At 39.8% G+C, this 26,123-nt stretch carries 21 protein-coding genes and 2 pseudogenes; 1 reads left to right on the forward strand and 22 read right to left on the reverse strand.

Annotated features, from left to right (window positions below; all coding sequences use genetic code 11):
- Window positions 1-53: 53 nt before the first annotated feature.
- From A3I9_RS12755 to A3I9_RS0109110, 19 genes and pseudogenes are all read right to left on the reverse strand, one after another.
- Window positions 54-1,099, reverse strand: a pseudogene (locus A3I9_RS12755) (zinc-dependent alcohol dehydrogenase family protein).
- Between the two features lie 72 nt (window positions 1,100-1,171).
- Window positions 1,172-1,405, reverse strand: coding sequence for a hypothetical protein (locus A3I9_RS0109025; RefSeq protein WP_018378705.1), 234 nt, complete (start codon window positions 1,403-1,405; stop codon window positions 1,172-1,174).
- Between the two features lie 93 nt (window positions 1,406-1,498).
- Window positions 1,499-3,100, reverse strand: coding sequence for a type I restriction-modification system subunit M (locus tag A3I9_RS0109030; RefSeq protein ID WP_018378706.1), 1,602 nt, complete (start codon window positions 3,098-3,100; stop codon window positions 1,499-1,501).
- Window positions 3,101-3,166: 66 nt separating this feature from the next.
- Window positions 3,167-3,447, reverse strand: a pseudogene (locus A3I9_RS12760) (helix-turn-helix domain-containing protein).
- 100 nt (window positions 3,448-3,547) lie between these two features.
- On the reverse strand, window positions 3,548-4,489 hold the full coding sequence (locus A3I9_RS0109040; RefSeq protein ID WP_018378708.1) for a DUF4238 domain-containing protein: 942 nt from the start codon (window positions 4,487-4,489) through the stop codon (window positions 3,548-3,550).
- A 39-nt stretch (window positions 4,490-4,528) separates the two neighbouring features.
- Window positions 4,529-5,743 (reverse strand): restriction endonuclease subunit S, encoded by a 1,215-nt coding sequence (locus A3I9_RS13255; RefSeq protein ID WP_018378709.1) that lies wholly within the window; start codon window positions 5,741-5,743, stop codon window positions 4,529-4,531.
- Window positions 5,740-7,359 (reverse strand): UvrD-helicase domain-containing protein, encoded by a 1,620-nt coding sequence (locus A3I9_RS0109050; protein ID WP_018378710.1) that lies wholly within the window; start codon window positions 7,357-7,359, stop codon window positions 5,740-5,742. The genes A3I9_RS13255 and A3I9_RS0109050 overlap by 4 nt, the downstream gene beginning before the upstream one ends.
- A complete protein-coding gene (locus A3I9_RS0109055; RefSeq protein ID WP_018378711.1) occupies window positions 7,349-9,187 on the reverse strand; it encodes an ATP-dependent nuclease in 1,839 nt (612 codons plus the stop codon). The genes A3I9_RS0109050 and A3I9_RS0109055 overlap by 11 nt, the downstream gene beginning before the upstream one ends.
- Before the next feature lie 191 nt (window positions 9,188-9,378).
- Window positions 9,379-12,378, reverse strand: a complete 3,000-nt coding sequence (locus A3I9_RS0109060) for a type I restriction endonuclease subunit R (protein ID WP_018378712.1) — start codon at window positions 12,376-12,378, stop codon at window positions 9,379-9,381.
- A gap of 79 nt (window positions 12,379-12,457) precedes the next feature.
- The gene (gene nth / locus A3I9_RS0109065; RefSeq protein WP_018378713.1) at window positions 12,458-13,081 is read right to left on the reverse strand and encodes an endonuclease III; all 624 of its coding nucleotides are present in this window, start codon (window positions 13,079-13,081) and stop codon (window positions 12,458-12,460) included.
- A gap of 78 nt (window positions 13,082-13,159) precedes the next feature.
- On the reverse strand, window positions 13,160-14,704 hold the full coding sequence (locus tag A3I9_RS0109070; RefSeq protein WP_018378714.1) for a ClC family H(+)/Cl(-) exchange transporter: 1,545 nt from the start codon (window positions 14,702-14,704) through the stop codon (window positions 13,160-13,162).
- A 99-nt stretch (window positions 14,705-14,803) separates the two neighbouring features.
- On the reverse strand, window positions 14,804-15,871 hold the full coding sequence (locus tag A3I9_RS0109075) for an ABC transporter substrate-binding protein (RefSeq protein ID WP_018378715.1): 1,068 nt from the start codon (window positions 15,869-15,871) through the stop codon (window positions 14,804-14,806).
- The gene (locus A3I9_RS0109080; protein WP_018378716.1) at window positions 15,864-16,640 is read right to left on the reverse strand and encodes an ABC transporter permease; all 777 of its coding nucleotides are present in this window, start codon (window positions 16,638-16,640) and stop codon (window positions 15,864-15,866) included. Before A3I9_RS0109080 ends, A3I9_RS0109075 begins: the two co-directional genes overlap by 8 nt.
- A 2-nt stretch (window positions 16,641-16,642) precedes the next feature.
- Window positions 16,643-17,443, reverse strand: coding sequence for an ABC transporter permease (locus tag A3I9_RS0109085; RefSeq protein WP_018378717.1), 801 nt, complete (start codon window positions 17,441-17,443; stop codon window positions 16,643-16,645).
- A complete protein-coding gene (locus A3I9_RS0109090) occupies window positions 17,427-18,581 on the reverse strand; it encodes an ABC transporter ATP-binding protein (RefSeq protein ID WP_018378718.1) in 1,155 nt (384 codons plus the stop codon). Before A3I9_RS0109090 ends, A3I9_RS0109085 begins: the two co-directional genes overlap by 17 nt.
- Before the next feature lie 144 nt (window positions 18,582-18,725).
- A complete protein-coding gene (gene murB, locus A3I9_RS0109095) occupies window positions 18,726-19,622 on the reverse strand; it encodes a UDP-N-acetylmuramate dehydrogenase (protein ID WP_018378719.1) in 897 nt (298 codons plus the stop codon).
- 120 nt (window positions 19,623-19,742) lie between these two features.
- Window positions 19,743-20,261: a GrpB family protein gene (locus A3I9_RS0109100; RefSeq protein ID WP_018378720.1), complete on the reverse strand. Its 519-nt coding sequence runs from the start codon at window positions 20,259-20,261 to the stop codon at window positions 19,743-19,745.
- 3 nt (window positions 20,262-20,264) lie between these two features.
- Complete coding sequence (gene thrB / locus A3I9_RS0109105) at window positions 20,265-21,128, reverse strand: homoserine kinase (protein WP_018378721.1); 864 nt, start codon at window positions 21,126-21,128, stop codon at window positions 20,265-20,267.
- A 1-nt stretch (window position 21,129) separates the two neighbouring features.
- Entirely contained in the window at window positions 21,130-22,416 is a 1,287-nt protein-coding gene (locus A3I9_RS0109110) for a homoserine dehydrogenase (RefSeq protein WP_018378722.1), read from the reverse strand.
- Between the two features lie 106 nt (window positions 22,417-22,522).
- Between A3I9_RS0109110 and A3I9_RS0109115 the strand changes: the two genes are divergently transcribed.
- On the forward strand, window positions 22,523-23,491 hold the full coding sequence (locus A3I9_RS0109115; protein ID WP_018378723.1) for a polysaccharide deacetylase family protein: 969 nt from the start codon (window positions 22,523-22,525) through the stop codon (window positions 23,489-23,491).
- Window positions 23,492-23,530: 39 nt separating this feature from the next.
- Here A3I9_RS0109115 and A3I9_RS0109120 read toward each other — a convergent pair whose 3' ends face one another.
- The 3 genes from A3I9_RS0109120 to A3I9_RS0109130 form a co-directional block, all read right to left on the reverse strand.
- On the reverse strand, window positions 23,531-23,926 hold the full coding sequence (locus A3I9_RS0109120; RefSeq protein ID WP_018378724.1) for a hypothetical protein: 396 nt from the start codon (window positions 23,924-23,926) through the stop codon (window positions 23,531-23,533).
- Window positions 23,927-24,059: 133 nt separating this feature from the next.
- Complete coding sequence (locus A3I9_RS0109125) at window positions 24,060-24,917, reverse strand: VOC family protein (RefSeq protein ID WP_018378725.1); 858 nt, start codon at window positions 24,915-24,917, stop codon at window positions 24,060-24,062.
- A 135-nt stretch (window positions 24,918-25,052) separates the two neighbouring features.
- Entirely contained in the window at window positions 25,053-26,099 is a 1,047-nt protein-coding gene (locus tag A3I9_RS0109130) for a zinc-binding dehydrogenase (RefSeq protein WP_018378726.1), read from the reverse strand.
- Between the last annotated feature and the right edge of the window lie 24 nt (window positions 26,100-26,123).

The raw sequence follows: 26,123 nt of genomic DNA on the forward strand, positions 1-26,123 counted from the left end.
AGGAAAGATAAAAGGCAAGATTCCTTTTGTTGAGAATCTTACCTTTTCCATGTTTAGTTACCACTGACCATCACCAATGATTTGATAGCTTCACGTTTGTCCACGGCTTCATAAGCAGCCTGAATATCATCGAGATCAAACCGTCTTGTAAAGACCTTTCCTGGATGAATTTGTCCAGAAAGTACAGCGTCAAGCAAGACCTCCTTGTCATGCGTTGTAACCGCAGCAATTCCTCCACGAAGACCAATATTCTTAAAGAAGAGTTGATGGGTATCAATTTCAGAATTGTGTGGGACACCCACTCATCCAATAATGGCACCTGGTCGACAAATTTGCGTAGCAGTTTGGACAGATTGCTCTGTTCCAACACATTCTAAAACAGCATCTGCACCAGCATTATTCGTTAGCTCCATCACTTTAGCAACTGCTTTGTCTCCACATTCTTCAACAATATCTGTCGCACCAAATTCCCGGGCTAAGGCTTGACGATCTGCATGACGACTCATCGCAATAATACGTTTAGCTCCAAGTAGTTTCGCACCAATGACACCACACAAGCCAACAGCACCATCTCCCATGACCACGACAGTATCACCTTCTTTGACTTCAGCTGTTTTTGCGGCATGGAAACCAGTTGCCATCACATCAGACAAGGTCAACAATGAATTTAATTGATTATCCGAATAATCAGATGGCTGTCCTGGCCCCTTGACTAAGGACCAATCAGCATTCACATACCGTAGATATTCCCCTTGGTAACCGCTATTTTTGACAATTTCACGATTGGTACAATCACCATCAAAACCAGCGCGACAGGCTGCACACTCTCCACAACCATGTGTGAACGGAACAATCACAAAATCTCCAACTTGGACATTGGTGACAGCAGCCCCAACTTCTTCTACAATTCCAATCGCCTCGTGACCTGCATAGGTGTTAGCTTCGCGTTTATTGATGCCACGATACCACCACAAATCAGACCCGCAAACACAGGCACGTATAATTTTAATGATTGCATCTGTCTCTCTTTTTCTATAACTGGTTTGGCAATCTCTGTAATGACCATCTTACCTGGTTCCATAAATGTTGCAATTTTCATTTGAATCCTCTTTTCTTTTCAATGACTAGTCATTATTTTACATGAAAAATCTCCAGTTGTTGGGCTGGAGATTTACAAATTATGCTTTGCCATCCGTTCTTTAAAAATATCGTTGACAATTAGAGTCAGAGTTTCTTTGGCCTCTGGGCTCAAATCTCCTTCTTTTTCAGCTTCAGCATAGGCTTCTGGAAACTCACGCGCAATCAGTTTACAAGTTGCTTTCACCGCGTGCCCTCGAACTAAACGAGGAATACGTTCCATATATTCTGGCTTGACCAGAGCAATAATTTTATCATTTGCTATCATATCATCTGCTCCCTTTACTCAGGGACTATCTTACTCTTTTTCAGTAAGAAAGTAAACAATTTGACACAGAATGAAACCAGAAATTTGGGACAGTTATAAGGTCAAATCCTTCAAAAAGGCGTCTAATTCAGCCTGCGCTTCTGGTGTCGTGCCTTTGAGTTGGTGAAGGAGGTCTGTCAACTGGGCTGATTTGGTCGCAATCTCTTGATTGGTCTTGTTAATATTCGTTACAATATCCGTCAACGGTGCTACTTCTTCGTCCTCAAAGGTATCCACATAGCGAGGGATATTGAGGTTGAAGTCATTCTCTTTGAGTTCTTCAAAGCTGGCCAGATGAGCAAACTTGTCCATATCCTCGCGAGACTTGTAAGCCTCTAAGATTTTCTCAATGTGTTTGTCTTCCATGAGGTTCTGGTTTTTACCCTTGGTAAATTCCTTAGATGCATCAATGAAATAAACATCACGAGTGGTTCTATCTTTTTTGAGAATAATAACTGTAGTTGGAATGCTAGTATTGAAGAAAATATTGGCTGGCAGACCAATCACAGTATCAATAGCCCCTTCTTCCAATAAATGCTGACGGATTTTCCCTTCCGCATTGCCACGGAAAAGGACGCCGTGTGGTAGGACAATAGCCATGACCCCACCATCTTGCTTGAGGTGATAATAACCATGCAAAAGGAAAGCAAAATCCGCTTTTGATTTTGGAGCCAAGGCGCCAAAGGCTGAGAAACGAGGGTCTTGCAAGAAACCACTATCCGCTGCCCACTTGGCCGAGTAAGGTGGGTTCATGAGCACCCCATCAAAGTTAGTTGGCTCCTGCGTTGGCCAGTCTTCATCAAGCGTGTCCGCATTGTGCAAATACTGATTTTCAATCGGCACACCGTGCAAAATCATGTTCATGCGAGCTAGATTATATGTCGAGGTATTGAGCTCCTGACCAAAATAAGAAATGGTGTTTGGCTTATGGCTATACCGTTTGGCATTCAAGAGCAGAGAACCAGAGCCCATGGTCGCATCGTAAAGAGTGAAGCCTTTCTTATCCTCACGACCAAGCAGGGCAATCTGAGTCATGAGTTTAGCCACAGGCTGGGGCGTGTAAAACTCTCCAGCCTTTTTTCCTGAGTCGGTCGCAAACTGACCAATCAGATATTCATAAGCATCCCCAAGCATGTCACCAGCGTGACCTGCCACATCCAGAACCGCCAATTCTTTCATGACACCAGAAATGGTCTGGTTTTGTTTTTGAGGCGTCGCCCCTAACTTTTTAGAGTATAAATCAATGTCCTCAAACAGATTTTCAAAGAGCTCATCCGCTTGTTCGATGTTACGGAAACCTTGTGCCAAGTCCTCTAACTGAAAGGTGCCGTCATTGACCCGATCCACCAAGGCGGTAAAGGTCAAATCTGGCTCAATGGCATAAGACATCTCACCCTTAATCACCGCCAGCAAATCGGCATGCGTCTCCTCATCCTCGTAGTAACCACGATAAAGGTCCAAGGCCTTATGCAAATCATCGGTCGGCTCCTCCATGGTCTTAGCCACATAAAAGAGCATCTTGTCCGACAGGTACTTGTAAAAGACCATGCCCAAAAGATAGGACTTGTAGTCATTGGCATCCATCTTAGAGCGGAGAATATCCGCCGAATTCCAAAGCGCCTGATAGAGCGATTGGGAGGTTTGTAGTTGTTCCATGTTTTTGTCTTTCTAATGGTTTATTTTTGGAAAATAGCAGAGCTGATAGGCAATATTCCAAGTGATTTAGACAATCGTTCTACTACTATTTTGTTCTTGTTCCAAGGGCACAACAGCCAAGGTCTTTCCAAGGCTGGCTAGCACTTTCAAAACGGTATCAAGTTGTGGACTGGTTTTCCCATGAGCTGCTCCAATTTCTTTTGACTGATCCCCTTTTCCTGTCTAGCCTTAATGAGTTCAAGCATAACCGCCACCCTCAAATCACTTTCACGCAATTCCTCAGGTGTGAATAGTTCTGCTTGAACCTCTTCCCAACGGCTACCAATAGCTGGATTGTTTGTTGTCATACCGTGCCTCGTTTCGTAATAGATATTTGTAAAAACTTTTCTATTCTGATTATAACTTAAATGTTATTGAAAAGGAAGGATTTCTCTTTGTATCATATTATTATTTAGAGTCTACCATTTTTCTTTTTAAATATTCTATTATATTTTCCAATTCTTGCTGATAATTTGGATGAATAAAGCTTTGTTTTGTGGAGTGGATTATCTGCAAAGAATTTACTGCTGTAATAAATTCTAAATTCTCATCCGAAAGGATATTCAGAGAATTATCTAAATGTACTGTTTCTTCATTCCGAGGTACTAACTCAAGTAAGATTTTACTTGATAATGGAAAATAAATAATATTATCATTTCTACCTAAGCCATTATCTGAGTATCCAATTGAGTTAGTATTAAAATTAGCCATTACAACTGGATTATCACTAGTGATAAATGGCATCTCACTATTATTATAATAGATTATCCATGATTTATTTTGTAAAACTGTTGAAAAGAGGATTAAACGTTCTTCTTGTGAAATTAAATCTAGAGTCAAATCCTTTATAATATTAGACTTATTTGCAATAAATTGACCAAGTATTGACTCTAAATTTGGAATATTACTATCTGAAAAACGTTCTCTAGTTTCTTTTATAGTTTCATCAAAAAGTTCACTACCATGCTTAAATCTACGTTCCAAGAAACCTGGCACTCTAACAAATTGAAATCCTAACATTTTCGATAATTTAATTTTATGTTCTATTTCTAATATATCTTCTTTTTTATTTATTAAAGTGATTCTTGAAATAATATTCGTTAAGTCTTGCCCATACAAAGGTTCGATCTGTGTTGCGAAATATTCTTCCCAGTGCTTTTCATTCTCTCTATTACTTACATCATAATAATTCTTCTCAAACGCTACATCTTTTATAGCACTAATAAATATCTTTCCATTAACAACATGATATACTGATATGTTATACCCATTATTATTTGTATTTTTCTGGGCGAAACGTTTTAAATAACTCTGAGGTACGACATGTTGCTTTATTTTTGATTTAACCACTATCTATTAAACCTTTCAAATCAAAATTATCAATTTAATTTACAAAAACATCTCCTGCAAGAGCTTTTTCTTCAAGGTTTCTAGTTGCTTGATTTTGTCTTGGTAATTAGAAATAAGGTCATCTAGGTTTGAGAAGAAAGCGCCGATGGCTCGCTGTTCTTCAGGAGAAGGAAAAACAATAGTAAAATCGTTTAAAACTTCCTTTGTTATTGTTTTTATAGTTCCTCCTGGTGCTTTCTGCTTTTCAGTTTCAAACTTACTTTTTAAGGAAATCGCCATAAAATATTTATCCATTTCTCGCTTAAAACTTTCGATAATCAAAATGGTACGATCAACATAGCAAGGAAATTTTGTTATTGCAACTCTACCAATGCTTCCTTGAAGTGTAACCAAAATTGTACCAGTAGGAACAAAGACACTTTTGGGCATCGCTAGCTCACTTATCCTTTGTTTCGTCTCATTGGATAAATTAAAATTATCCAATACATCAACTACTTGAACAAATGGCATACTATTGGCACCATCATACCATTCTTTATTACCATAAGGCTGAGGGAAAGAACCTCTCCGATAATATGCTAATTCTTCTAGCTTCTTCTCATCCCACTCGCCATCAAATCCATCTAAGCGGATTTCAGGGATGGTCTGTCCTGCCTTTGGAAACATCTTTGATAACATAGATGCCTTGAAGGCTTGATAATTAGCTACATTATCCTTATAGGCAGATAAAAGCTCATCAAGCGTTTGGAAAAGAGTGCCGATGGAGGATTGTTCAGAATAGGTCGGAAATTGTACATCTAAGTTTTTAACAATACCGCCTGATAAATTCCCTTGTCCACCTTGAAGATATTTATCAATAATACTATTCTTTTCACGACGCAACCATTGCATAATAAACTCACTTGAATAACCTTCGTAAGGTTTTATAGCAAGAATTGCTTGATTAATTGCTCCGTCTATTCGTGAAATACCAACTTCACCACTGGTAGCACCGTAAAGAGCATATAGAATATCTCCTTTTTCTACCAACTTGGCGGACGACTGATTGAGTGCATCTTCGTTAATACAGAGTTCCGTCTCATCCTTATTAATCTCAGCCGAGCGAATAAAAGGGATAGTGCCAGAATAGAAATTTTTATTTAATACAGATGGCGTTCCTCCAGAATAAGAATCAGATACCTCTCCGATTTTAAATTTTATAAGCTCATCATCAAAATCTTTGAATCTGAGGATGGGGAAAATTGGTTTTGTCATTTTATTACCTCTGCAAAATCATTCAAAGTAAATTGTATTTCATTATTTCTTTGTAGCAATTCATTTATTTTATTTTTATATTTTCCGTTGAAATCAATCAAAATTAATCTTGATTTAGGTCTTGTAATAGCGACGTAGTTATCCTCTTCTTTAAAGTTATCTTTAAAATCAAATAGATAATTCGTGAATAGAATAACTTCGTCAGAACTAAGTCCTTTTGAAGAATGAATCGTTGAAAAAAGATTATAAACTCCATTTAACGATGTGAATAAAATTTTATTTTCCTGATTAAGCAGAATTTCTAGTAAAAATTCACTCTCTAATTTTGTGCCAAATCTTTTGGTTGAAAAACCTAGATAAGTAATAATTTCTTCAATGATATTTTGGTTAGGAGAACTTCTCATTGAAGTTAGTAGATTATTCAAATCGGAAACAAGACTTTTATCGTAATCAACATATAGATCATTCAGCAAATGATACTCCGTATATTCCTTATCAAAATAATATTTTGCCAGAGAGGTTAATAAGGTGCTATTATCACAATCTGCTAATATGTTTCTACTATAAGAATAAAAGGAATCACAAAAAAGTGAATTTACTCTTTCCTTCAGCCGTTTAATATGATCATTATTGCCTATAAAATAAAATTTCCGCTTCTGATCAAAGGTTGATATAAGACGGGAATCTACTATCTCTTTGATTATATTTAGCTCAATCTCAGCTGTTTCATCATTTTTTTCCGATTTTATTTGCTCAGTATCGTCCCAATTGATACGAGGCAAATCAATTGGGAAATTTAAGTACAATATTTCTCCACCGGAACGAATTCTAGATACATTTGTTGAATTACTTATTGCTAATGAAAAATCAACAATTTTTGGTTCGCTTCTGAAATTATTCTGAAATCTCTTTTTTGTAAAGTTATTATCTTTTGTATGAAATAGACTATTTATAAATATAGGTGAGGCTCCACGCCATTGATAAATAGATTGTTTGTCATCGCCAACAATAACCAAAGTAATTCCTAATTCATCTTTAAGATACATGAATAATTGGTGCATGGAAGAGTCACAATCTTGATACTCATCTAAATAAATTTTTTTATATTTAAATGTTAAATATTCTCTGGCGACAATACACTCTCTCAAAATTTTTATAGCAACTTCACACTTAAAGTTTTTACCATTTTTTTGTGTATTGAAGTCGTATTTACCAAAAATTTTTTCTTGTGTTAATTTACTGATACCTACACCATAACTATCAAATTCACTATTTTTTTGATAGTTATATGAAATTGGTTTTACATTAGGATAAACCTGTTCTATAAACGGTTCTAATATTTCAGATTCTAAAAATCCATCAATAGTTGCAACGTAAAGATTTTGAGGAATATTTTCTAATTTATTAGTAATTTCATCCCTAGCATTATTTGTAAATGTGAGCGCAGCAAAATTTTGAAATGTTCCTTCTCTTTCTACATCACTAAGAATTTTTTTAGCTAAAAAGGTTGTTTTTCCAGAACCAGCATTTGCAACAACAAGGATATTACCCCCCTCATTTATAAGCTCTTCTTTTACTAATTTGTCTTGTTCCTCTAGCGAAAGTCTACTTTGCATCTTTAAACTCCTTCAAGACTTTAAAGCGTTCAGCTTGAATAATTTCATTAGCTAATTCTTCATTAAGGACATTTTCAATATAGATATTCATGTTATATAATTTATGATCTTGTAACCATTTGACAAATTTATCATCATCAACATTATCCTTAACTACTCCACTATTAGTCACAGAAATTTTAACTTTATATTTCTCATCAATTGAAACAGCTAAATCGTTCTCTAAATCTATCTCTGATAAATAAATATTATTATATTGGAACAGTTCAAAAAGCTTTTCACCAATATCTTCTTTCATAGCCTCCGTAAATAGATATTTTTTATAATTTATTAGTTTTCTTTTTTTCTCTTCATCACTTTCATTTTCATTGACAAGTTTTCTCCTAAATGCAGTAGGTTTAAAATCATATTCATTTCTTGGAAGAAGTTTACTAGAGCGACTAATACCACTTAAGAAAAAATCAGTTTTATTACCTTTAATAGATTGTAAATCATTATCTGTTTTTATAAAGTAACTAATTTTGAGATTACGATATAATTCAACATAAGGTAAAAAATTTACGCCATCAACACTCAGAATAAATTTTCCATCTATTTCATAGCTTGGATAAACCTCATTCATAATGGCAGTAAACAAAGCATATTCTGATGGCCCTTCTACTAATAGAACTGTATCATAAAAAATTGATTGTGACAGAGACTTGTTGAGATTTTTCTTCAATTTAGAAAAATCTTCTGGTACTTGATAATAATAAGAATAGCCGTTTGACCTATCACTAGATACAATCTTAATTAACTGTATATCATCCATTTCATACAGTAGTTCTGACGAGTGAGTTGTTAAGAAAAAATAGGAATATAATTCATCGTTAAATAATTGCTTTGATAGAGAAATCTGAAGTGAGCGATGTAAACTATTTTCAGGCTCTTCAATAAGATATACTAAAATTTTATTTGAATACTGATTTTCAGAAAGAATATGAGTAATAGCATAGGAAAGAAGTTTTTTTCGTCCATCACCAGAAGTTGGATAATAATTCTTGTCGGAATTATTCCATTTAACATATGGACGTAAGTTATCTAAATATCCTGTAATCGCAACTTCAGATTGAACTTCAATTTTTAGATCTTCATTCCGAAATTTCTTATATGCTTCGGTAAGCTCGTTCTGTGTATGTTTTACTTTATTTAATTTAGTGATATTATCATTTAGGTCTGTGATATTGGTCTCAATGTCATTTTCAATCTGTTCATCTGAATTTTTTTCGTCTTCGGTCATATTCTTTATACCGGAATTAAAGATATTATTCCTATTTTTCTTAAATATAGTATCTAGCTGAATATTAGGATCAACATACACTACTTGGAAAATCTTATCCAGTTCTGAACGAGTTCCTCTCTGGGGGATTGGAAATAGATTATCCAAATTTGATCCCCATGCAAGGTCTGGATTACCTAATTGTTCACTTTCATCAAATTCCGCTATTAATTTAATATAGAAATTATCCAAATCAATATTTGTTCTAGCCCCCTTTACTCCAGCAATTAATTGTCTGGATTGAACCGAATTAGGATTTTCTTCATTATTACGATCTGCTATATCTATTTGTAGTATGATTTCTATAGGATCTTCTTTACGATGTTGAAAATAGTCAGACTCAACAAATCCTTGATTTCGAGTTCTTGAATCTAGCAGAAAACGGATCGCATACAATAAGTTAGTTTTACCAGAATCGTTCATTCCAAATATTATATTTTTATTAGACAAATCAACTTCGAGATTTTCAAAATTTCTAAAATTTTTAACAATTAATTTCTTAAACTTCATAAAAACATCTCTTTCAAATCACTAAATATCAAGGCGCTTTAAAACATTTGTCTATCAGATATACTTATCTTATTATCCGAACTGAACACGGCCTAAAAGCTCGGGATTTAGATAAGACGCCTTGTGGGTAATCCCACGTCGTTGTCTTCCTAAAATCCTAATCGCTTTTTAACGGTCTTTGTATCTTATGCCTATCTCCTCACTCTCAGCGGTTCGATGACTTCTTCGATGAGTTGGGTGTAGGCTTTTTTAATTTCGATTTTGTATTTGAGGGGGTTGAGGGCTTCTGCGACTTCGATTTTATAGTCTTGGTAGCGTTGGCTTTGGCTGAGTTCACTTTCACCAAGTTGTTTGCTTTCCCCTTTGCGGTAGTTTTTGACGAGATACATGAGTTCGTCTGCGCCGATATACCATTTCTTAGCCAGTTGGGTGACTTCCTTGGCAATCACGGCTTCTATCATTTGGTCGAGGATATTGGTGATGGATTGTCCGCGGTAGCTTTCTGGGTCCATTTGGATTTGGAGCCAGAGGTCGGCGATAACTTGAGCAAGGCCTTGGTTGGTTTTGGCAAGGTCTGCGATATAGGCATCCACGGCTGCAATGTCTTTGGCGGTCAATTCTTTTTGGGCATCATCTGCCTGCGGGATAAAGGCTTGGATGAGTGAAATGATGTACTCGTAGTTAATCTCATCGAGATGGACGGATTCCAACTCATAGAGGATATCGAGTGGTTCATCGTCTGAATCGTCATTATCATCTTTACGTCTCTTGATTTCTTCGAGGACATTTTGGTAGGTGCCCATATAGGTTTCTAGGAGTTCTTCTGTCAATCCTGTTTCTGCAAAGATGGTATCTTGGTCGTATTCGGAGTAGACCTTGATAGAAGCAAAATAGCGGTCAAATTCTTGGTAGGATTTGGCAAATTTCTTGAGTAATTCGGTGCTAGCACTGCTGATATCCAGTCCGACCTCGCTGTCTGTTGCTATTTGATTTTGCAGGATGGCTAATTTTTCGTCGAAGACTGCTTTTTCTTCTGCCCATTCAGGGGCTAAAACACTGGTTTCACCGCCGTTTGAATAGAGGCGCAACGCTTTGTCCACGGCTTCTTTAAAAGCATCTGGGGTTTGGAAGGTGATAATTTGACCAAACTTTTTAGTGCCATTGAAGATACGGTTGGTTCGGCTAAAGGCCTGAATCAAATCGTGAGGCTGCATGGGCTTGCGGTCAATGAAGAGAGTCGAGAGGCAAGGAGCATCAAAGCCTGTCAGAAGACGGTTGACCACGATAACCAAGTCCAGTTGCTCTTCACGGAAGAGGTACTTGTCCTTCTTACGAGCGAGGCGATTATTGACATCGGTATTGAAACCACGCAGGTCTGCTATCGTGTAGTGGGTCCCAAACTCAGCATTGTAATCATAGATGGCTTCCTTCATCTTGTCCTGATTGACCGTTGACTCCTCGACATTTTCCGTCACGGAGTAAGTGATGGTAAACCTTGGAAAATCTGGGAGGACTTGCTTCACGCGCTCAGAAATCTTCACTCTGGTTTCACCAGCCTTAACTCGTTTTAAAAGGTCATAATATTTCTGCGCCATAGGGATAGACTTCACGGTTAAGATCGCATTGAAGGTCTGTCCGACACCGTTTTGAAAGCCAAGTTGCCCACGGGATTTATTGATGATAGCGTCCAGCACTTCTAGCATGTGCTCCTCGTCCTCATAGGCGCTGTCTGGAATATCCTTTTCAGCGATGTCTTTATTGAGAATGAGGGTGTTTTTATAGTCCACTTTGAAGCCAAGGACAGCCTTGTCATGGATCGCTTCCTTGACAGTGTATTCGTGGAGGCGTTTGCCGTATTGCTCTTCTGTGGTTTGGGCGAGATTCCCGAGTTGTTGGCGTTTGTTTTCTGCAAAGATTGGTGTTCCTGTAAAGCCATACCAGAGGGAATGGATAAAGAAGCTAGAGAGTTTGAGCTGAGCCTGTGGGGTCACCGCACGATGGCATTCGTCCACAACAAAGGCGACTTTGAGTTGCTTGATTTTATCTGCTTCCTTACTGTAGAGTCCATCTTTGATTTTGCGCATCATAGTGGCTAGTTTTTGAATGGTTGTCACCACCACGCGCTTATCATCTGCCACCAACCGTTTCACCAACTGATGAGTATTGTCCGTCTCGTCAATGTCAATGACATCATTGGCAGCATAGGAGAGAAAACTTGAGGTCGTCTGCTGGTCCAAGTCGCTACGATCCACCACAAAAATGGTCTTAGCAATAGACGGAATCTGTAAAAGATTACGAGCAACTTTATAAGAAGTCAGGGTCTTACCTGAACCTGTCGTATGCCAAACATAGCCTGACTCTTGCTTACGACTAGCTTCTTGCACCGCTTCAATGGCATGAACTTGATAAGGACGAAGCAAAATCAAGGATTTTTTATCGTCATCAATGACCGAATACTGCATCACCATCTGGTGGGCTCTTGGAATCGAGAGCACCTCTTTGGCAAAGGCAAAGAGATTGAGAACCGGCTGATTGCTAGTATCCACCCACTTAGTTAAGAAGGTATCATTGAGCTTGTTTTCTTTTGCGGCAGCGATATAACGGGTATCCGTCAGGTTAGACATGACAAACATCTGTAAGCTAGAGTAAATCCCCCGCAGTTTGCCCTCACGGTCGTATTTTTTAATTTGGCGAAAAGCATCCATAAACGGATGTTGGGCATTTTTCAGCTCAATCTGAATCAGAGGCAGTCCGTTGATTAACAAGGTTACATCAAGTCTTCTGTCTTGGTCTGCTGGTTCTACTTTAGGACGCTCTACTTGATTCACCACTTCATAAGAAGAGGTACCGCCAGCAACATTATCTCGCCAAATGACGGATAAACGGATAGTGCCAAGACTAGCATCTTCACGCTGAACTTGCACCTTAGCGATACCATTTTCACCTGCCAACCATTTAGCAGCTTCGTAGTAATTAATAAAGTTAAGCTGGTTTTTAATCTGTGCCTTTTCTTGCTCCGTCAAAGGCGTGCCATTTAACACGGCAACGTTATTTTGCTCTAATTTAGCAAAGAAATTGTCCCAGAGGGCATCCTCTGTTTTTAAATCACTTCGGTAACTCCATTGACTAACTCCTGAGGTCAGTTGGTCAATAAGTTGTTGTTCAATCGCTAATTCACCTGTATATGTCATTGCTGTTTTCCATTCTTGAATAGATAGCTCTATTATACCACATTAAAGCCCTTTCTCATCATCGAGAAAGGGCCGTTGACTAGTCAAATTCATATAATTGCGGATACTTTTCGCATTCTGGATTTTTGGGGTGACAGACTTCTCGTCCGAAATAAATCATGGCTTGGTGAGCCTTGAGCCAGAGTTCAGGAGGTAGGACTTCCATGACACGTTTTTCTGTTTCCAGTGGTGTGGCTGATTTTTTTACGATGTCATGGTGCTTACAAATACGCCCTACATGGGTATCAACAGCAAAGGCTGGAATGCCAAAGCCAACACTGAGGACCACATTAGCTGTTTTGCGTCCGACACCCGAAAGACTTTCTAACTCTTCTCTGGTTTGCGGGACTTGACCATCATGGCGCTCTAAGAGTTGCTGGGCGCATTCTTTGAGGAACTTGGCCTTGTTGCGATACAGACCGAGTCTTGAAATATGTGGTTCAATATCCTTGATATTGGCTGCTGCCATGGCTTCTGGTGTGGGAAAGGCAGCAAAGAGACTTGGTGTCGCTTTATTAACTGCAGCATCTGTCGTTTGAGCAGAGAGCATGACTGCCACTAAGAGTTCAAAATGATTGCGAAAATCCAAGCTTGGTTTAGCCTCTGGATAGAGGGCAATGATTTCTTCTAGTACTTTTCGGGCTCGTTTTTTTGATAAAACCATGAATTTCTCTCTTTCTTACGTTTCCCTTAATTATACCATGAAAGAAAAAGAAACTGTTAGAGAATGCCTTTCAACTCTCTAGTGTCCTTCCAAAAGTTGACGAATCTGATGAATATCTGATACAGGCACCGCTACATAAATGCTATCTCCCAAATGGAGGCGACTGTTTCCCTTGACCACTCGATTTTTTCCATGATGAACTTGCGATGTAATGAGTGTATTATGCGGTAGATGAAGCTCACTGACATAACGATTGGCCAAATGCTCAGAGACAACTACTTCAATCAAAGTCATCTCTGTATTGTCTTCATCCATATATTCAGGAAGGAGTTTTTCTAGCATTGCTTCATAGACAGGCGCTCCACCCAGTAAATCCATAACAATATAGGCAGTTAATGCCACCAAGCCAATCACCATCAATTGTCGCATATCCCCTACCATCTCTGTGACCAGAATCATAGCGGTCAGTGGTGCTTTGGAAATAGCAGCGAAAAAGCCTGTCATCCCAAGGATAATAAAGAGCGTCACCTCCCCTTGGCTAATCCAGCCAAAATCAAAGGCTAGACGTCCAGCAAACATTCCCAGTAGACTACCTAGAGTGAGAATAGGCAAGAAAATACCGCCAGGAAGACCACTTCCGTAAGAAATCATACTCCAAACAAATCGAATAACTAGATAGAAAATAAGTAGCATCAAAGTTGGCGATGTTTTCGGCAAATCCAAGATCAAATGATGACCGCCACCTAGTAAATTAGGATAGAAATACCCAATCGGAATAATAAATAGAAAGGCGAAAAAGCTATAGTATTGTGGTTTAATCGGAACAAATCTTGCCAAGAATTGGTAAAACTTCTGAATATTTAAAATCACCACTTCGTAGAAATAACCTGCTGCTCCAAGAAAAATCCCAAGTAACACATAAACCCAGTATTGATTGAGGCCTAGTACTGGTAATTTGTCCGGCATATCAAGCACAGGTGTCAAACCAAATACATGAAGCGAAATAAAATTGGCTGTAATACTAGCTGCCAAAGCTGAAATCCAAACCAATCGTGAAAATTGATGATAGATTTCTTCCACGACAAAGAGCAGTCCAGCAATCGGCGCATTGAAGGCTGCAGCTAGACCAGCTGCGGCTCCGCTAGCGATGAGGCTTCGTTTTTCCATCTCACTTGTCTTTAGCCATTTGGCAACGCCCTTTCCAGTTACTGCTCCTAGTTGAATACTTGGACCCTCTCGTCCTAACATCAGACCAGAGGCAATAGCTAGTGTACCACCGACAAATTTACGCCAGAGAACCGACCACCAATTGAGGTGCATCATCCCTTTAAGCTCAGCTTCTACTTGAGGAATCCCGGAGCCCTTAATATGTGGTTCTGCCTTGATCATCTTTCCAACAATCCAAGCAATTACGAAATAGCCAAGCAAAATCGACACAAGGTAGATAGGTTGGTTATGAGCCATTTGGTACAAATCTGTCACCAGATGAAAGATTTTTTCAATTGCTAACCGAAAAGCAACGACAACAATTCCCACAGCAATCCCAACTAGAATACCACGTAAGGTTGAGGCAAGAATAGATTGAGAAATAAAGGTGACTTCTTTGCGATGATTATTCTTCATAGACGAATTGTCTTCCTTTCATTGTGCGAAAAATGGGCAGCAGTCATTCTGGCCCATTTTCATTTACCTGATGAATGGATGAATAACTATCAGCCATTCTTATTTGCGGTACATTTTGAATTGTAAGTAGAGGTCATTGTAAATGCCAAGCCATTTTTGGCCAATATTATCGTAAACCTCCAGTTTTTCGATGTTTTCCTGGCTTGGATAAAAAGCTTTGTCTGATGTAATATCTTCTGGCAACAATTCTTTTGCCTTAGCATTTGGAGTTGCATATCCGATATACTCTGCATTTTGCGCAGCATTTTCAGGTTCTAGCATAAAATTGATAAAGGCATAAGCTTCGTCATAATGTTTTGCTGTCGTTGGAATGACGATATTGTCAAACCATAGATTGGAACCTTCACTTGGTACAACGTAGACAAGGTCTTCATTACCATCTAACATTTCACTAGCTTCCCCAGAAAAGCTAACACCGATCGCGGCATCTCCTTGGATCATGTAACCCTTTAACTCATCTCCTACGATGGCTTTGATATTGGGAGTTAATTCATTCAGTTTTGCTTCTGCTTCTTCCAATTGTTTTTGGTCTTTGCTATTGACACTATAACCCAAGCTATTCAGACCAAATCCTATCACTTCACGAGCGCCGTCGACGAGTAAGATATCATTGCGGTACTCTTCTTTCCATAAATCATTCCACTGTTCAGGAGCTTCCTTGACCATGGTTGTATTATAGACAATGCCTAGTGTACCCCAAAAATATGGAATAGAGTATAGATTACCTGGATCAAAACTCTTGTCCATAAATTCAGGACTGATGTTTTCAAGTCCTTTTATCTTTGACTTATCCAGAGGAATAAGCAGATCCTCTTTGATCATCTTATCAATCATGTAATCACTTGGGACAGCAAGGTCATAAGTGGTACCACCTTGTTCAATCTTGGTGTACATAGCTTCGTTGGAATCAAAGGTTTCGTACTGAACTTTTATCCCTGTTTCTTCAGTAAATTTCTTTAACAACTCAGGGTCAATGTAGTCTCCCCAATTGTAGATTACTAATTTGTCACTAGAGCCACCACTTTGTTGGCGCATCCCTAGAGCTGTCAATGAGAGAATCACTACAATCAGTATTATACCTGCTAAAAATGAATATAATCTACGCATTATTGCCCTCCCTCTCTTGTGAAATAAAGTAATAGCCAATCACGAGTAGAATACTAAAGAGAAAGACAATAGTAGAAAGAGCATTGATTTCTAAAGAAATTCCTTGTCTTGCCCGTGAGTAAATTTCAACAGAAAGTGTCGAGAAGCTATTTCCTGTTACAAAGAAGGTCACAGCAAAATCATCTAGTGAATAGGTAAATGCCATAAAGTAACCTGCGATGATTCCTGGTGTCAGATAGGGAAGCATCACTTCTCGCATCATCTGAAGACGCGTTGCACCCAAATCATAAGCTGCATTGACCATATCTTGATTCATTTCCTTCAAGCGTGGCAATACCATCAGCACCACAATCGGAATTGAGAAGGCTACATGACCAAGCAACACAGAGACAAAGCCTAATTGAAAACCAAGAAAGGTGAATAAAATCAAGAAACTAGCACCAATCATAACATCAGGCGCAACCATGAGGACGCTATTGGCAGAAAGCAACATATTTTGACGATGTTGACTGGTTTGGTGGATAAACATAGCGCCAAATGTTCCGATTACCGTCGCAATCAAGCTAGATAAAAAGGCCAAGAAGAAAGTTTCTACCAGAATCAACATGAGACGAGAATCCCCAAACATAGTAGCGTAGTGCTCAAAGGTGAGTTTCGTGAATTGATTCATATCCCCACCAGCATTGAAGGAATAGAAAATCAGGTAGAAAATCGGGATATACAAAATCAAAAATACAATGGCGAGATAGAGATTTGCAAATTTTTTCATCTTTACCCCTCCTTCCGTCTTTCACGCGTAACCCAAATGGTCAAGACCATGACGGCTATCAGGATTACACCAATGGTTGAACCCATTCCCTTATTTTGCGTTGTGAGGAAATGTTGCTCAATAGCGGTTCCCAGAGTAATGACACGGTTCCCACCAATCAAACGCGTCAACATAAAAAGGCTCAAACTTGGGATAAAGACTGATTGAACACCAGAACGGACACCATTGAGAGACAGAGGTAAAATCACCTTCGTAAAAGTCTGGCGCTCAGTTGCCCCAAGATCACGGCTGGCATTGATAAGATTGCTATCAATATCGTCCAAGGCGTTAAAAATCGGTAAAATCATGAAAGGCAATTCAATATAACTAGCAACAAAAATGAAAGAAAAATCTGTAAAGAGGATTTGCTGTGGTCCCACTCCGATAAAGGAGAGAAAGCTATTAATACCCCCTTGTTGACCAAAAATCCCCATGAAGGCATAGGCTTTGAGCAAGAGATTGATCCAGGTCGGCAAGACAATCAGCATGAGCCAAAGTTGTTTGTGCTTTAATCGTGTCAAAAATAAGGCTGTAGGATAGCTGATAAGTAACGTGACTAAGGTAATAATTCCAGCATAAAAGACTGAATTAAAACTCATTCGGAGGTAGGTCCATGAACTAAAGAAAATCCGATAGTTTTCAAGTGTCAATTTCCCTTCGATATTGAGCATTGACTGAATGACAATCAGGACAACAGGCACCAGTACGAAAAGGAAAAGCCAAAGTAAGTAGGGGATTGAAAAGAGATTAGAGGTTTTCTTCATTTCTTTCCTCCTCAATGGCATTGATCAAGCCATCTTCAACCTCTTCAACTTCTACATATTCTTCAATACGGGCGTCAAATTCTTCTTCTGTTTCATTGAGACGCATAATGTGGATGTCTTCTGGTGTGAAGTCTAAACCAACCACCTCACCTTCGATAGCCTTACGAGTTGAATGAATCATCCATTCATTTCCAAGTTCGTCGTAGGCAATAATTTCGTAATGGACACCACGGAAGAGCTGCGTATCGACAGTTACTTGTAACTTACCTTCTTCAGGCAATGTAATTTGTAAATCTTCTGGACGAATAACAACTTCAACTGGCTCATTCGGACGCATCCCACCATCAACCGCTTCAAAGCGTTTGCCATTGAACTCGACCAAGTAGTCTTCAATCATGGTTCCAGAAAGAATATTGGATTCACCGATAAATGTGGCTACAAAGTGGTTGATCGGCTCATCGTAAATATCAACAGGTGTACCAGACTGGACAATTTCACCGTCGTTCATGACGAAAATCCAGTCACTCATCGCAAGGGCCTCTTCTTGGTCATGGGTGACAAAGACAAAAGTGATACCAAGACGTTGTTGCAACTCACGCAATTCATATTGCATTTCTGTCCGTAATTTTAAGTCCAAGGCTGAGAGGGGTTCATCCAAGAGGACCACACGGGGTTGGTTGATAATGGCACGCGCGATGGCCACCCGTTGGCGTTGACCACCTGATAATTTTTGGATAGAACGATTTTCAAATCCTTCTAAACGTACCATTTTGAGGGCTTCTGTGACACGTTGTTGAAGTTCAGCCTTCTCAACTTTTCGCAATTTTAAGGGAAATGCCACATTTTCAAACACCGTCATGTGCGGGAAAAGGGCATAGGACTGAAAGACGGTATGCACATCTCGTTTGTTGGTTGGCACATCATTGATGCGTTCCCCATCAAGATAAATGTCACCAGTCGTTGCATCTAAGAGACCCGCAATAATGTTTAAAATTGTAGATTTCCCAGATCCAGACGCACCAAGAAGCGTATAAAATTTCCCTTCTTCCAGTTCAAAGTTAATATTTTTAAGGACAGTCGTTCCGCTGTCTTCAAATACTTTGGAAACACCCTTAAATTCGATAATTGGTTTTTTCAATTCTCATAAATTCCTTCTGATATGTAAATTACAGATTAAGGCTCTGTTAGGCCTAAGCTACCTCTAGGATAATAAACTTGTCCTCCTTACTACCTGAAACGATAGGCTTCACCCCCCTTACTAGTTTTTCCAGTCACCTGATGACTAAAAATCACCTAAAATTCTTACTTCACGTTCTAGCTTAATGCCAGAATTTTCTTCTACTTTTTGAATCACATCAGCAATGAGATTTTCATAATCCTTCGCAGTACCATTGTCTACGTTCACCATAAATCCAGCGTGTTTTTGTGATACTTCCACGCCACCGACACGGTACCCTTTGAGACCTGCTTCCATGATGAGCTGACCAGCAAAATGACCCACAGGTCGCTTGAAGACTGAGCCACATGACGGATATTCTAGTGGCTGTTTCAGCTGTCTAAGGTGTGTTAAACGGTCCATTTCTTGTTGGATGGTCATATGATTCCCAGGCTTCAGGGCAAATTTAGCTGACAGAACGATAGCCCCATTTTCTTGCAGAATAGAAGAACGGTATCCAAAACGCAATTCTCTTGCATCTAGGGTCAACATATGCCCTGATGGTGACAAGACCTGTGCGGACACGAGGATATGTGCAATTTCTCCACCGTAGGCGCCAGCATTCATAAAGACAGCACCACCAACAGAACCTGGAATACCACAGGCAAATTCAAAACCAGTGAGGGAATGGTGAAGGGCAACGCGAGTCGTCTCAATCAAATTGGCACCTGCTTCTGCTTCAATGGTATAGCCAGAAACCATGACAGAATTTAGTTTGTCCATCCGAATGACAAAACCACGAATTCCACCATCACGCACAATGATATTGCTCGAATTTCCTAATACCATCCAGTTGATGCCTTCGCGATTGGCAAATTCAACGATGCGTACAATCTCATAGCGATTTCTTGGAAAAGCCAAGTAGTCCACTGGTCCACCAACCTTGGTATAAGTATAAGCATTCAAAGGCTCGTCAAAGCGAATATCAATACCTTCTAGTTCAGTTCTAATTTTTTCTTTCATAAGCATCTCATTTCAAAATATAAATACAGCCCATTATATCAAAAAAATCATGATTATTCTAGACCTACTCCCGTGAAAATAAGCCTCTGAACAATCACGATAATGAAAAATGAATGATTTCTACGGTTCTAGTCCACAAGCATGGTACATTTTCTCAATGCAAGAAGCCTTACTAGCCATATAACCATCAATATCAGATGGAAACTGTGTTGCAGCTCTCTCTTTAACCAAACTATATTCCTTGACTGCTTCAGGATGCATTCTCAAATAATTTCGAAACGTCAGGTGTCGGTGCAATTCCTGAGAGTCAGGAGAGCAGACATACAGATGATGCAGAGGCCAATCCGTTCGGGGCTCATATCGAAAAGCTTCACGTCCTTCGATTCCTAAATTCCCCTCATGTTGGTAACCTACCTCCGCCAATTTTTGGACTATTTGTCCAAGAGCAGCTTCGTCTGACATGACGACATCAATATCAATGATTGGTTTAGCAGATAAGCCTTCAACGGCTGTACTTCCCACATGCTCGATTGATAAAATCCAAGGCCCCACAAGAGCGTCAATCATCTGTTTGAGCTGTAAAAAGTCTTCTTTCCAACTAGATTGGTAAGGCAGGACAATCACTTTCTCTGTCCTCATACGCTACTCCTCCACTCGAACCCCTTGCTTGTCAACTTCTAACAGTTGAATTTCACCTACTAGGTTTTCTTGTTCTATGCGTGCAACGATTTCTGGAGCCAGTTCTCTTGGTGCCAAGACCATGACAGTTGGACCAGCACCAGAAAGGTAAGTCGCATAAGCGCCCAATTCATGACTAATCTGCTTGATTGGATAAAACTCCTTCACCAATTTTTGGCGAAATTGCTCATGGAACATATCTGATTCAATCGCTTTTCCAGCTGTGACCATATCCCCTTTCAAGAGAGCAGCAACAGCCACATTAGCAATCGAACTAGCTGCAACTGACTTTTTATAAGAGAGTTGGTTTGGGAGTACACCACGACTGTCACTCGTACGTAGCTGATACTCAGGAATAAAGGCAATAATGGCAGTCTCAGGAAAATCAGCAAGAACAGCTACCACCCGTTTATTGACATAACTTGCGACAACCAGATTTCCGTAGATTGCAGGCGCAACATTATCAGGATGTCCCTCTATTTCGGTAGCAATGTTCAATTTTTCCTCTGGAGACAGCTGTAAATTTGCCAGCTGATTGGCCAATTCAATCCCAGCCACAATAACGGAGCTGGATGATCCAAGACCACGGGCCAAAGGGACATCACTGGTCATTCGAATATGATGTGGTTGTAGATCCGCTACCACCTTCAAAGCAGTTTTAATCAGTAAATTACGCTCATCTGACGGCACAAATTCCAAGTCATGTTCAACAAACCAGCTATCACTTTGTTGAATAACTTCGACTGTGAGATATTTTGATAAGGCCACACCAACAGAATCAAAACCTGGTCCAATATTTGCTGATGTTGCAGGTACGGTAATCTTCATCTTAGGCTCCCAATACTTTAAAGGTATTCAAGATACGGAATTCAGCAGATTCTGTTAATTTCGCTGAAACCTGGTCTAATTGTGCCTTGCTCATCACATCTGTCACTACCACAAAGCGTGTAGTCTCTTCTTCTGAAGTTGGTTGCACGATTTGCTTGAAAGAAACTTGCTCAGAGTTGAATAACTCCACCAAGCGAAGAAGGTTTTCACTGGTCTTGTCAGCTTCAATAGAGAAATAATAAGCACTCTTGACATCTTCAGGAGCTGCCAATTGAACAGGACGAGAAAACTCATTAAATGCCTTGCCAACTGTTCGGTCTTTCAAACGACGAACAATCCGAATAATGTCAGCTACTACACTGGTAGCAGTCGGTTTTTGACCAGCTCCAGGTCCGTAGAACATGGATTCACCAATACCAATTGACTCCACAAATACCGCATTCATCACACCATTGATGCTCGCAAGCGGATGGTTTTTCGGCAAGAATGTTGGCGATACCTCAGCAGATAGACCAGACCTTGTTTCCTGAATATCCCCCACTAACTTAATCACATATCCTAATTTTTGGGCAACTGCCACGTCTTCTGGAGTAATACCAGAAATGCCCTTGTGGGCTACATTCTCAAAATCAATGGTCATACCAAAGGCGAATTGACTCAAAATGACTGCCTTATAGGCAGCATCAATCCCTTCTACATCGTTGGTCGGATCTGATTCAGCATAACCTAATTCTTGCGCTGTTTTCAAAGCATCTTCGTAAGTCCAACCTTCATCAACCATCTTGGTCATCATGAAGTTAGAGGTACCATTTAAAACGCCTAATACACGGGTAATCTTATCCGATGCAAACGAATTGACCAAAGTTCGAAGAATAGGAATACCTCCTGCAACAGCTGCTTCATAGTAGAGCGACACGCCATTATCTGAAGCAACTTGACGTAATTCAGACCCATGCACAGCAAGTAAATCCTTATTGGCTGTGACCACGTGTTTTCCAGCTTGCAAAGCTCTCGTAATAAAGGTCTTCGCTGGTTCAATTCGTCCCATCAATTCCACCACGATGGCAATCTCTGAATCATCGAGAATCTCATTCACATCTGTTACAAAATGATAGTCATGTCCAGCTGCACGAAGTCGAGATTCTTCTTCTTCATTGCGAACCAATACTTTCGCTACGACAATTTCATCTTGAGCTGCCTGCACAATTTTTTCTGTGTTTTCTTTCAATAAAAAGGGAACACCACTGGCAACCGTTCCAAATCCTAATAACGCAATCTTGACTGTCATAACGACTCCTTTTAACAACTATTTTTTATCATTATACCAAATTTTCAGAATACTTTGCAAAGAAAGTTTGTTATAATAGTGTAGAAAACAAACAAAGGAGAATATCATGTCAGCTAAAAGAAGTCGTACTGCACACCGAAGAGGAAAACGGAGAAAACAACAACGCAATATCATCGCTTTGATTCTGGCACTGCTCTTACTTATCAGCGGAGGCATTTATCTAGCACAAACAGGAGCCCTGTCAAATCTCTTATCTCCTTCTACTTCTAATACAGCAACGCCCCAAAAGAAACAGTCCTCTGAAACGATGACAAGTCAAGCAGAGACAACTGCCACTAGTGAAGTAAAAACCGAAGATCCAACTGCAATGGAAATTGTCTGGGAGAAACAAGAAGCGCCCGTCAAACTTCCTATCTTGATGTACCATGCTATCCATGTCATGGCACCTGAAGAAGAGGCTAATGCAAATCTAATCGTTGATCCAACTACATTTGAAAGTCATCTTAAAGCCCTTCAAGAAGCAGGCTATTACGCTGTAACTCCTGAAGAAGCTTATAAGATTTTAACTGAAAACGTCTTGCCAAAAGACAAAAAAGTCGTCTGGTTGACGTTTGATGACAGCCTTTGGGACTTCTACGATATCGCGTATCCAATATTAAAACAATACCAAATGCATGCTACTAACAATGTCATCACAGGCACTGTCGGAAACGAAGGAAACTTGACATTAGATGAGATGAAAGAAATGAAGGAAAACGGCATATCCCTTCAAGGACATACCGTGAATCATCCATCGTTGGAAGCAACTGATCCAGCCGTACAAGCGGCTGAATTGACCGATTCCAAGTCATATTTGGATAGCAATTTAGGACAGGATACGATTTCCTTGGCTTATCCTTCTGGAAGTTATTCAACAGATACGATTTCACTTGCTGAACAAGCGAAATATAAGATGGCAACAACAACCAACGAAGGGATCGCCACTGCTGCTGATGGCCTTCTCACTCTCAAGCGCGTCCGCATTTTACCAACAACCACGCCTGAAATTTTATTACAAACCATTACGACTGAGTAAACGAAAAAATCAGCTCCGATGTAAAAGTCGGAGCTGATTTTATCTTTTAGTTTCAATTGTTAAATTATAGGTATTCTCTTGAAGAAAATGCAAGGCATTTGGGAAAAAGGCTAATCGCGTACGAAGAATGAAACAGTCTCCGTTTTGGACATCTATACTCGCAGCTAAAGGTTTCATCGGTTCCTTCATCTGCTCCCAATCACTAACAGTATCGCCATCTGCTAGAAGAAATAGCTGAAAATGCGTCAGTAAATCTGCTTGCAACAAGGCCTTTTCTAATTCTTGAGTTGACATAGGACGAGGAAATGAGTTTCCAAACCGCACATACCATAACTGATCCTTTTCTTGATGAAAGACTAGGCGCAAACACTTCCTCACAAAAGCTAGCTGGTCATTCTCCTTTGAATAATCTGCCTGAAAACGTATTTCGAGCATCTTCACCCTCCTCTTATCCATTCATCCTATTATACCATGTTTTGAAAAGCATGACAGCATCGGATTTTTAAAACAAACAGCTGTCTGATGGTCAGAAAAAATGTGGAACTCAGTGCATATGTCAGATTTTTTCTTATTTGACTAAAATCACCTGAGTGCGAATACCGTCCGTATCTTCCATCAAGAAAGTATTTTCTCCTTCTTCAATGATCATCATTTGATAGAGTCGAGACTTCTTCAGTGATGCTTGAAAGAAAATCTTATCGGACATTTCAATCGTCAGGTGATTCAATCCTGGCAAACTAGCCGACCGTTTGTCCAAGTATGGACCAGCCCACTGATTAAAAGCGAGATGGTGATGGTAGTTGCCAGATGCAATCCAAGATGCTGAAGGAACAGAAAACTTATCACCAAGCTGAAATATCTTCTGATACAGCTGAGACAAAGCCAATGCATTCTTCACACTCAAGTGTACATGTCCTACTATGGTTCCCTCTGGTAATTTGAATGAGGTATTGGAATCATCCAAGGCTTCTTCTAGAATCGCATTTGCATCTAATTCTTCAGTCATTCCAATGATACGACCATCCTCACGAATATCCCACTCTTCCACAGCTTTATCGCGATAAATTTCAATCCCATTTCCTTCAAGATCATCTAAATAAATGGCCTCACTATAACCATGGTCTGCACCCCCAGTTAAACGCACACCAGTTTGCAATAAATGCCTCAAACTAGCACCTAGAGCAGATCGACTCGGAACAAGAATGGCAGTATGATAGAGGCCGTAATTCTTTTCAGCAGGCAAATCTGTTTGAATAAGCCGCACGAGAACTTCACCACTTCCTGAAATTCCAAGTGAAACTTCATTCTCATCTTGTTTTAAAATTGTGAGACCGATGATCTGGCTGTAGAAATTGGCTTGGGCATTTACATCATGCACATTTAGCACGACCTCACTTAGTCGAATAGTTGAATTGTATGGGTACATCGTCTTATTTCCTCCTGAAATAGTGTTGACCCAATTATAACTATATAGTGATAAAATAACAAAGATTTTGTTTGACCAGTACTATTCCGTTACCAAAAGACCGAAAAACCTGAGTCAGTGCCCAGGTTTAACTCATTATTCATTCACAATCAACATGGATTTGATGGTTTTACGGTCAGCCATATCTTGGTAGGCTTGGTTAATATCATCTAGTGAATAGGTTGCCGTAAAGACGCGACCAGGATTAATATCGCCATCTAGAACAGCCTTCAACAAAATTTGCTTGTCATAAGTTGTAACAGAGGCTGAACCACCAGCGATAGCGATATTTTGCGCAAAGGTAGAGCCAATGCGTTGGTCTCCATAGTGAGGCACTCCAACTGCTCCTACACGCCCTCCATTGTGAAGGACTCCAAGTGCCTGTTTCAAGGCTGCTTCTGTTCCCACACATTCTAGTGCTGCGTCCGCACCACCCCCTAGAATTTCACGAACTTTTGCAATGCCTTCTTCTCCCCGTTCAGCAACAACTGCTGTTGCACCAGATTCAAGAGCTAACTGTTGACGATCTTCATGGCGACTCATCAAGACAATCTGTGAAGCACCTCGCATTTTCGCAGCAATGACTGCGCATTGACCAACGGCACCATCACCAATAACCACTACCTTGTCTCCCCGCTCTACATTCGCAACGCGCGCTGCATGATAGCCTGTTGGCATCACATCTGCAAGGGACAAGAGAGATTTTATCATCCCTTCTGAGTAGTCAGATGGTTGCCCTGGGATTTTTACCAAGGCCCAATTACCGTAGTGGAAACGTAAATATTCTGCTTGGTAGCCTCCGCCCCAGTTAGTTGGGGCTTCATGATGATCACAAGTACCATCATATCCTGCAAGACAGGCATCACAATGGCCACAGCCATGTGTGAAAGGTACAATTACAAAGTCACCGGGTTGAACTGTTGTAATCTCACTTCCTACTTCTTCCACAATCCCTAAAGCCTCATGTCCACTATTTGGAGAATGGGCTGCCTTGTCATCGCCGTGCGAATAAGACCAAAGATCTGAGCCGCAAACGCAGGCACGCACAATTTTGATAATCACATCATCATTAGCTTGCAACGTTGGCTTTGCAACTTCCTCAATTATCATCGAACCAGCTTTTTCAAAAATCGCAGTTTTCATCTATCAACCTACTGAGCACCGTGT

Origin of the sequence: Streptococcus ovis DSM 16829 (assembly GCF_000380125.1) — a bacterium.
In the GTDB taxonomy this organism is placed as follows: domain Bacteria; phylum Bacillota; class Bacilli; order Lactobacillales; family Streptococcaceae; genus Streptococcus; species Streptococcus ovis.